At 41.0% G+C, this 10049-nt stretch carries 5 protein-coding genes and 1 tRNA gene; 4 read left to right on the top strand and 2 right to left on the bottom strand.

Annotation, left to right across the window (positions count from 1 at the left end; all coding sequences use genetic code 11):
* Positions 1-195 precede the first annotated feature (195 nt).
* The 4 genes from H5164_RS17235 (at position 196) to H5164_RS17220 (ending at position 7502) form a co-directional block, all read left to right on the top strand.
* Complete coding sequence (locus tag H5164_RS17235) at positions 196-1899, top strand: AMP-binding protein (protein WP_182757172.1); 1704 nt, start codon at positions 196-198, stop codon at positions 1897-1899.
* Between the two features lie 816 nt (positions 1900-2715).
* Positions 2716-4704 (top strand): hypothetical protein, encoded by a 1989-nt coding sequence (locus H5164_RS17230; RefSeq protein WP_310736200.1) that lies wholly within the window; start codon positions 2716-2718, stop codon positions 4702-4704.
* Between the two features lie 113 nt (positions 4705-4817).
* A complete protein-coding gene (locus H5164_RS17225) occupies positions 4818-6188 on the top strand; it encodes an ankyrin repeat domain-containing protein (RefSeq protein ID WP_182757170.1) in 1371 nt (456 codons plus the stop codon).
* A gap of 888 nt (positions 6189-7076) precedes the next feature.
* A complete protein-coding gene (locus tag H5164_RS17220) occupies positions 7077-7502 on the top strand; it encodes an HPP family protein (protein WP_182757169.1) in 426 nt (141 codons plus the stop codon).
* A gap of 260 nt (positions 7503-7762) precedes the next feature.
* Here the strand turns inward: H5164_RS17220 and H5164_RS17215 are convergent.
* Together H5164_RS17215 and H5164_RS17210 are read right to left on the bottom strand one after the other, a co-directional pair.
* Positions 7763-7839, bottom strand: a tRNA-Pro gene (locus H5164_RS17215).
* A 359-nt stretch (positions 7840-8198) separates the two neighbouring features.
* A complete protein-coding gene (locus tag H5164_RS17210; protein ID WP_182757168.1) occupies positions 8199-9989 on the bottom strand; it encodes a DUF3413 domain-containing protein in 1791 nt (596 codons plus the stop codon).
* Positions 9990-10049 lie beyond the last annotated feature (60 nt).

Below are 10049 nucleotides of genomic sequence, written 5' to 3'. Positions count from 1 at the left end.
ATCTGAACAGGTAACTTAAGCGGTCAATCTCAGCCAACATTGATTCTTGATTCTTGGGTGCCTAAATTCCATTCGTCTACGTTAATCTTTAGTCTAATACCCGCCTTTTTTACTTGTGAGTGACCCCATGCATTGGTTAGTTTGAATACGACGAATAACATTATTCATTATAATAATAAATGCACGGAGGCTTTAATGGTCAAACAACACCAAGCGCAACTTCCTCTTACTCTGAGTGAATACCATGGTGCCACTTCAATAACGCTTATCAATAAAACCATTGGTCAATATTTTGATGATATTGCTAACACCTATCCAGATAATCTTGCCGTTGTCGTTTACCATCAACATATCCGCTGGAACTATCGCCAGTATCAAGAAAAAATAGACTCCCTTGCCACAGGTTTGTTGCAGCTAGGCATTCAAGCAGGAGATAGAGTAGGGATCTGGTCGCCTAACAACATTGAGTGGTGTTTAACGCAATTTGCGACCGCTAAAATTGGCGCCATTATGGTGTGTATCAATCCAGCTTATCGACCTGAAGAGCTGGAATACTCCTTGAGCAATGTTGGTTGTCGTGCCGTGATTTGTGCTGATAGGTTTAAGTCCAGCGATTATCTACAAATGTTGAATGAGTTATTGCCAGAATTGAGCAGTAATCAGGGCCGTTTATCCGCTCGCGCACTGCCAAAACTTGAATTTGTTATCCGCATGGGTACAGACAAAACCCCTGGTATGCTTAATTTTAATGATTTGCTGGTGGAGGTTAACGCTGATGATCAACATGTGTTGGCTAGCATTGCTGACTCTCTTAATACACATGATTCGATTAATATTCAATTTACCTCTGGTACTACTGGCAGCCCCAAAGGCGCGACATTATCGCATCATAATATTTTAAATAATGCTTATTTAGTGGCTGAGGCGATGAAACTTACTCCGGTCGATAAATTGTGTATTCCTGTGCCGCTATATCATTGTTTTGGCATGGTATTAGGCAGTTTATGTTCAATTATAAATGCCTCCGCAACTGTATACCCGGGAGAGTCTTTTGATCCGCTAACTACGTTAACCGTGGCTGCACAAGAGCGTTGTACCGCACTACATGGTGTACCGACCATGTTTATTGCTGAATTAGAGCATCCGCAATTTAACGAGTTTGACCTTAGTTCATTGCGCACTGGTGTAATGGCGGGCGCCACTTGCCCCGAAGAAGTGATGCGCCGCGTTCAAAATGTAATGTATATGAAACAAGTATTAATAGGTTACGGACAAACCGAGTGCAGCCCGCTAAATCATATTACTGAGATTGATTCTTCCATCGAAAAACAAGTACTCACAGTTGGTCGTGCATTGCCGCACACTGAAGTGAAAATCATCAATGAATTTGGTGATGTGGTGGCTGTTGGACAACCCGGTGAAGTGTGCAGCCGAGGTTACTGCATTATGCAAGGTTACTGGAATGATCCGGTGAAAACTGCCGCAACCATTGACAGTGTAGGCTGGCTGCATTCAGGAGATATCGGTCAAATGGATGAACTTGGCTACGTACAAATTGTCGGCCGAATTAAAGACATGATCATTCGCGGCGGCGAGAATATTTATCCTCGTGAAATTGAAGAAAAGCTCTACAGCCACAAAGATGTGCAGGACGCAGCCGTCTTTGGCGTTCAAAGTGACAAATATGGCGAGGAGGTGTGCGCATGGATTAAAGTGCGCGCCAATGCAGACATTACTGAAGACGATATTCGTCATTTTCTCACTGAGAAATTTGCCTATTTCAAAGTGCCGCGCTATATCAAATTTGTCGATCAATACCCCATGACAGTGACAGGTAAAATCCAGAAGTTTAAGATGCGTGAGTTAATGTATCAGGAGCTACACGAAGCGATAAATTAGTCTTTGAGCATTGAGTTTATACAACACCCAGTATTGCGTCATTGATACTGGGTTTTTTAATGGGTTCAAGGCTGTTGTACCAAAGTAATACCACACTTAACTTCAAAGAGATAAATCGTTGATTTAGTCGGTTTAAACCAAAGTATTTCAACGACTCCGCATATCTCCATAGGACCAGCTAAATGAGCGGGTTTTCTTATCTGGCTTGAACTGCATACATCAACTACAGCGTTTATTCTGATGCGAGTAAATGCAAGCTCTGTTGAGATAACCGTAATATTTAAAAAGCTAAAATGTGTAGTTGTCATTCGAAAGAATGAGAACGCCAACTCCTTGATCAGCATAGTCAAAAATATCACTTTTTATTGATCTGACCCCGTATTTTTTAATTAATTGAAATTAAATATTTTTCAAGTCAAAAAGCGCGTTTTGATGGATTAAGGGCTATTTTACCCTCTTGAATATTTCCACATTTTTTGTATGGTTAACAGTATGTTTAAGGGGTTTCTTTTTGGTAATAAAAAGGTGGCTTAAATGTTATCTATCGGTGCCGGTTGTTTAAGGTTTTGACTGTTGGATCGACTGGCGAACAAGGTTTACAGAGTGCATAAACCTTGTCGAGTTTTAATACCGCCCCAACTTAGTTACGTAAAAATAAAATATAGGAGGTTGTTATGGTTGATTAATTTAATCCCAAAATAATTACAGGAGGTTGTTATGTTATTTGTTAAATATTTTAATAAAAAACCGCTTGCCCTTGCTATTTCTATAGCATTGCTTGCCTCAATAGGGAGTGCTACGGCTTATGAATCGCCAGTGCACGTTTTTTCAGTTAAGGATGTTCTGGGGGGACTTAATGGTGTGACTTTCTCTGAAGATCCATCAATTATTTGTGATATTGGAGAAATCAGTTGTCCTAGTGATAATCTTCCATTTCTTGATAAGTCGGGGGTGATGTTATATCCCGTCGATAGTGAATTTGGATTTTACGTTGTAGATTTTCTTGGCGCCCAACCCAAAGCGCGCAATGGTGACTACCTAGAAGGATTCGTTGGTAATATTCTCGATGGAGGAGAGATTATCGGTATTCAAGTTGCTAATGCTGCCACCGAAAAATATAAGGTGAAACCTCCATTAGGTACTTGGTGTCAAGGGTTAGGTGGCACCTCGGTAAAATGTGAAACGGAACATTATACCGTTATGGAGCATGCCCTTAGTTGTTATGAAACCATCCCATACTTTTTTGCCAGTCCAGATGGTACCCAAGCAATTTTATCAACACCAGACGGCAGTCTCTCGTTTGACTGTGCAAATGCACCACTGGATGATAATGTCCAAGTTTTAGTCGGTGGGAAAGCATATGAACGCTTGATCAAGGCAACACCTTGTGTGGCAGATAATGATCCAATTGGCTGTCAGATGTTCCCTAATGATAAGACCAATATGTTAGATAATATTGCCTTAAGTACTGATTATTCTATACAGCTTAAAGATGATGGTAAGCCACTTTATGGTTGGGGGGGAATACATAAACGGCCTAATGATATTCGCATGTATGCTCAGCTGGCATTGCCGGCAGAATGGAAAGATCCAGCAGCAAACTTTGTGGTTACTCGAGCAGAGTTGGTGGTTAATCATTGGATCACTAATAATCCTAATGACCAACTTCGTCCTGAAGACTTGGAAAATGAGGCGGCAACAGGTCGTAAACCATCTTATAGAATTGAAGGTGAAGGTGAAGGTGACACTGCTATTTGGAAAAGTACTGTTCCTTGTTATGAAGGCGATAGTGACATAATTGATACCGATGAAGGGTCTTTAGAACCGTCTTTTATCGGAATCGGTACCGTACTAAAAAATTCCCCTAAAGCGCTAGACCCTACAGCTTCTCCTGGTTCAGAACCCTCCGATCATCCTTATGCTTTCTCATCGGATCTTGTTGGTGGTTATTCTAACGCCTACTATACCACCCTTAATCGAGACCCATTTGAATGGTCTTATGATACAAATCCAGATCCAAATATTCAGGACTTCATCGGTAGTGCTTTGCCCGATGCTTCGCTTGGGGAGCTGGTTTCTGGGCCACGCTGGAGACTTAAACCTAATAAGTTTGGTCAAGACCTTCCTGGAATGGAAATCCCCTTGATTGAATGTAGTGCGCCGCCTTTTGCCAAAGATAACGTGAAATATACTGTGGGTATACCGACAACAACAGTGATCAATTTACTCGATTGGGCTGAGGGCGAAACCTCTCCACTCGCAACGAGTAAAGGCTGGGTAGATGTAACTGCAAATGAGTATGTCACAATTGTTTCTGACTCAGGTGAACCGCCTGTCACCAGCAATGGTTTGCCGATGACGTCGGACTTTGATCTTGCGGTCTATATTAAAGGCGATAGTAAATCGACGGCTTTATATAACGCGCAGCTTATCATCGAATATGAGGGTGAAGTACCTGTGGTGAATACTGAGGTAGATGTCGCATTGACGGCCTTTGCTGCATCAGCACAAGCTAAGTTTGGTGACACTGTGGCTATGGTTGTCGAAGTGGCCAATCTGAAAGAGAGTAGTGTTAGTGGCGAGGTAAGTGTGAGTGGCGTAACCAATAGAGGATTGGTTATTCACCTGCCTAGCTTGGCTTTTAGTGACTTAGCTGGCGGGGCTGCTACATCTTTAAACTTCAGCTGGCCAGTCAATATCCTAAAAAACGAGAAAATTATCTGGACGGCGACAGTGTTTGCCGAAGGCGATCTTAATAATGATAACAATACTGGTACTGCAATAACCAAAATCCGTAGATTTTAATTAAGGATTGATTGGTGAATCAAAGGGGGGAAGCGCTATTCTCTCCTTTTCACACAAGCTAAACATAAACTGTTATTAGCCGTTTTTATAGACCGAAAGGATAGGAATAGCAGATGCGCATTATACAAATTGTCTTCATTGCGATTATTATTTTATCTTCGGCAATTATCACTTTGTCAGCTGAAGATAATCGTGATCCAACCCAACTAGAGACACCTGTTACTTCAGCTACGCCTGCTGAAACAAGCACGAAACCGTCACAAGTAACAGTAAAGTCGACTAAATTAGTTCAAACAACAGTCACTCCAACAGCTAAACAAAGTGCTAAAAAACCGGCAATGGGCCACGATTACCAGAAAAATATGCCTAAGCTAGGTAAAGGTGAAGCTAATTATCGTGGTGGAAAGGAAACAACATCAGAAGAACAAGCTAAGGATAGCCCATTAAAACAATCACCAATCATAGATGAACAGCATATAAATAATGCTAATGTTGGTTATCCTGGATATCGAGAACAGGGAGGCTCTGCTTACTTTCAGCATCAACAATATGCTAATCCACCCCGCTCTTCAGCAAGCCAAGCTGACCCCAAACGATTAGACCAAAGCAATGATTTGCAACATAATCCGTCATTGATTGATGCTCAGGATAATAATGCTAAACCCCTAAAACCCTCTCACGAGCAACGCAGAGCATTACTTCATGCAGCCGCTTTTGGCGATGTGCAAGCGGTGAATAAACTTCTTAAAGAGGGAGCAAGTCCTGATGCCAGAGCAAAAGACAGAATAGGGCGTACAGCCTTAATGCTCGCTGCGTTGAGTGGGCATACCGACGTCGTTAATACTCTGCTTAAGCAAGGGGCGAGCGTAAATATAAAAGATAAAACAGGGCATACAGCGCTGAACTGGGCGGCAAATCGTTCAGATATAAATATCGTGACGATATTGCTCAGCTACGGAGCCGACATTAATACTCAAGATAATGCTGGAACATCTCCTTTGTTGTATGCCATTGGAACACACAATATAGCAATGGTCCGTTTATTATTATCTCATGGCGCCGCGACTGAAATAGAAAGCGATGAAAGTAAGATGACCCCCTTGCTACTTGCCATCGAGCATAATGATCTGGAATCGATTAATCTTTTGTTAGATAACCGAGTCAATGTTAATGGAAAAAACAATGATAATTTTCGGCCATTAATGGCTGCGGCAGAACAAGGTCAACTCAATACTGTGCAACAACTTATCTTTCATGGTGCAGAGGTTAATCAGTATGATAATAAGCATTTTTCTGCATTGATCTATGCCGCGAATAAGCAACATATTGCTGTAATGGAGTTTTTATTAGCCAAAGGGGCAGATATTAATGCTCTTGATGGTAAAGGGTTGTCCATTGTGATGCGTGCCAGGCAGCAGGGTCATACTGAAGTGATAAAGTTACTATGTGGAAATGGAGCTAAGCTTAACGCCGACGACTGCTGATATAAAGGGTGCTATCAATCTTTTATTATTCTGAATTATCATCTGCAGTACATATGCCGAAAGTCACGCTGATAATCAACGTATTGGCAGTTATAGTGAATATTAACTAAAGTTAGAAACCATCTCTTTACGGCTTCTCAGTGCAATATTGTAAAGCAATTTAAGCAGGACATGACTCAGTATATTGGTCTTTGTAGGATTAAAATGAAGGTTGAAATACGACATTATTTCGTTATGCAGTGAATATCAATACAGGTACTAATATTACTGCTTTTAATCGTCGCACCTTGTCATACAGATGCTGCAGAAAAATGTGTGTGAAAGTTCAATTCATGCCATTCAATTTTGTAAATTACAGAAAAAGGCCCACAAGCTTTATGTCGTGGCTTAGATGACGTAAAAGTCAGCATTGATATTGAGTTTATAGACAGTCAGTTCTTTTATGAAACGATCCGTGTGGCTGATTTTTATATTGCATTAAATAACTCACTTTCTTATAAACAGACATACGACGGATGAATACTTCTGATGATAATGCTTTGGTATTTACTCTTAGGCATCAAGAAGACTTATTTGTGAGTATCACGACAGTATTTTTAGGTGTAAAGGGACGCGGGAGCTCTAGATCACCGCGGAATGCTTAAAGACATGGGATATCACTTAGCCTAAGGATATGGTATTGCTAGACATATACCATAAAAAATTAATTAATTGGATAAAGCATTGAGTCCTTTAAGAGGAGTTGCTTAAGGCTATTTAGTCTCTGGCTCAATGTCAATATGAAGGTTACTGTTATGCCTTTTTATTTTGCTACCAGCGGCATTCTGTATTCGATATAGTCTTCATTCGGAGTTAATTATGTTATGACAGCTGTAAAGGAGTAATACCATGAAAGTATGCGACATTATGACCCCAAATCCGGTGTGCATTAGTCATGAAGCTAGCCTTAAAGATGCTCACCAATTGATGCAAAGCCGTAATGTGCGTCATCTACCGGTTATTTCTGAGCAAAATGGACAACTCATCGGCATGTTGACTCACAAAAAGATGATCGCCAGTGTGTTGAGTATGCTTAATAAATATGGTCAAGGAGCGTTAGACAGAAAAGAGCGATATACTCCTATTGCCGATATTATGGACACGAAAGTACAAAAGTTAGGCTTAGATGAACCGCTGACCATAGTCGTACAATATTTTATTGATAATAAACTGGGTTGCTTGCCGGTTGTTGATGAGCAAAATAATGTTCTTGGTATCGTTACATCTTCAGACTTTGTCAAACTGTGTCAGCGCTTATTACTGGCAAAAAAGTAATAATGTTCAAACTAAGCTAACAATTTGATCAATCTCCATAGCGACCATTTCGGTTTTAACAATGTTGCCGGAACTATGGGGCAGTGATTTATTGTTTGATTTTTATGTGGCGAAGTCTACTGTGTCGCAGGCTAAAGGCTATAAAAGAATTAACTGGATTGCTCAACACAAACTAGAAAAAAAAAAACCGTTTCAGTGTTGCTGAAACGGGGTTTTGTTTAGGTCAATTTCGATAATATATCGAAATAAAACACCTGATTTGGTCGGTATGAGAGGATTCGAACCTCCGACCCCTGACACCCCATGACAGTGCGCTACCGGGCTGCGCTACATACCGAGTTTTTAGTACTTTATCACACTAGCGGTCAATATTTAGTATGAAGCTGGTTGGTAAAGTATCACTTAGTGCGCCTAATGGCTTTGGGGTAACTCAGCTGAGTTCACTAAGCGGATAAGCACTTTATCAACAGTAATTAACGAGTGCAAGCAGTTAGTTAAGCGCTATTTATCGATTGACTATAAACTGCCCAATTACGATAACGAATATTGGATAAGCGGCTAGAATATGGCCTTTTGCATAAGCGTTGCTCATGGATATAGGTCGATATTGACTTAGATGCTGAAGGGAACATTTATTGTATTACCTTCAGCACTTTTTAAGCATAACTTACACCAATGAATGGTACTTTGGTTGGTTTATTGGTTGTATAGCCTTCTACCTTCGCGCATCACTTGGATGAGTTCTGGTGCACTCATTTTTTTATCTAAGCGTTTTTTGTAGTCCAAATCATATATACGGTACTTGCCGAAGCGATCCAGCACGGTAATTTCAGATTTTTGATAGATAGCAAAACGGCGACTATCTCCTATGTAGACCCAGGTTTCATTATTAGGCTCTAGCAAGCTTCGGCCCGAGCTGTAATCAGTACTTGGGTTTGTGCAGCCTAAGACATGGCTTAGCAAGGTTGGTGCTATACCATAATGGCTAGTGCGGTAATTGACTTTATTACCACTGCTGTTTGGCCAATGAATGATCAGTGGCACTTTAACGTTACCGGGTGATAAATCGCTGCGTGCATCACTGGCGTTACTGGTGAAAACTTGACCGTATGTGCCGGTAATAAGCACCACAGTGTCATCACTGACATTATTGAGTAGCGTAGCGAGTTGCTGGTCAATAAAGTTAAGCGACTGACGATATTGGTTAAACAATACTTTCTGTGCTGGCTTTAATGGCATTTGCGGTTTCACGGTTTGCACGCCTAAAAAACCAACAGGAGTATCGTAGTCTTTCGGTGCAGTCAGATTGACTAAGCTGAACCAAGGTTGTGTTTGATTCTGTTGCCATTGATTGACTGTGCTAATGGTATTGATATCGGCATCTGCACTGCCATTTTGACTTTCGCTGATGAGCATGGTCATGCCGTTAAACATTGCGCTATTGGCAGCGTATTGTTCATTTTCGGGGGCAAACATGGCTAATTGATAACCTTGCTGCTTAAGGATGTTGGTTAAGATTGGGCTAGTACTGTCAAACTCTTTGCGGTCACTATAATTACCTTGTAGGCCATACATGAGAGTAAACATACTGGTTTCAAAGTCAGAACCACCAGCATAGTGATTCGTAAAACGCTGATTTTGGATTCGATATTGGCTTAAAAACGGCATCGTGACGTTATCGACCATGTCTGCTCGAAGGCTGTCTATGGTGATCAGCATAATATTAGGTTGGCTATCAGCACTGCATTGCATCGGATTGATGGGGTAGCTTAACTTTCGCGATTTAGTGTTGCGTGATTCTGTTGACTGCATGCTGCTGTCAATGCCGTGATTTTCCATAAACGATCGCGCTGTTGCTGGGTATGACACTGGATAAGCGTCATCAAAACGAGTGACTTCAGTCATGTTAGTGGCATCGGCCCAAATATGAAATAAATGGCTGCTGACGAAACAAATTCCGACAAACAATACTACTTTATTACCCCATTGTTTTTTCTGGATTTTGTCGATGCGTTTCCACAAATAATTGGCCGCGGTAAGTTCAACAATCACAATGACGATAGGGGTGACTATGTATGAGGTACTGTGCAATAGCGCGTTGAGGTCTTGCCAAGCTAAATCAAAGGCAAAAGGGCTTAAATGAATACCATAGTCGTCATAAATAATGGTGTCATACAGTAGGGCATATAATCCAATTGAGGCAATAAATGCAGCAAAACCGCGTAAAATTTTAGAGTAAGGTAGGAGTAAGGTAATCGGGAAGATAAAAACTAAGTAACCGATAAAAGCCAAAAAAGTAAAATGGCCAATGGTACTGATAGTAAGATATGCCCAGCCAATAATGGATTCTGGATAGCCGACACTGCCGATATACCGAGCGCCAATTAACATCGCCAATATGCCATTAAAGAAGGCAAACCAGTGACCCCAATTAACTAAGCGTGACACTTTATCACGCGTCATTTGCTGCTTTTTGCGCTCGATCATGTTAACTCGTATTCCTACGTTATTATCACGGCTTTTTTTCAGTGTAACTGATTGTTAGCA

The organism is Shewanella sp. SG41-3 (assembly GCF_014164545.1).
GTDB classification, from domain to species: Bacteria; Pseudomonadota; Gammaproteobacteria; order Enterobacterales; family Shewanellaceae; genus Shewanella; species Shewanella vesiculosa.
Note: the sequence above shows the minus strand (reverse complement) of the source record. Positions and strands in the feature narration are given on the sequence as shown.

Excerpts from the sequence above, each read along its gene's own strand:
- H5164_RS17235 (WP_182757172.1), top strand. The coding sequence starts at position 196 with ATGGTCAAACAACACCAAGCGCAACTTCCTCTTACTCTGAGTGAATAC.
- H5164_RS17225 (WP_182757170.1), top strand. The coding sequence starts at position 4,818 with ATGCGCATTATACAAATTGTCTTCATTGCGATTATTATTTTATCTTCG.
- H5164_RS17220 (WP_182757169.1), top strand. The coding sequence starts at position 7,077 with ATGAAAGTATGCGACATTATGACCCCAAATCCGGTGTGCATTAGTCAT.
- H5164_RS17210 (WP_182757168.1), bottom strand. The coding sequence starts at position 9,989 with ATGATCGAGCGCAAAAAGCAGCAAATGACGCGTGATAAAGTGTCACGC.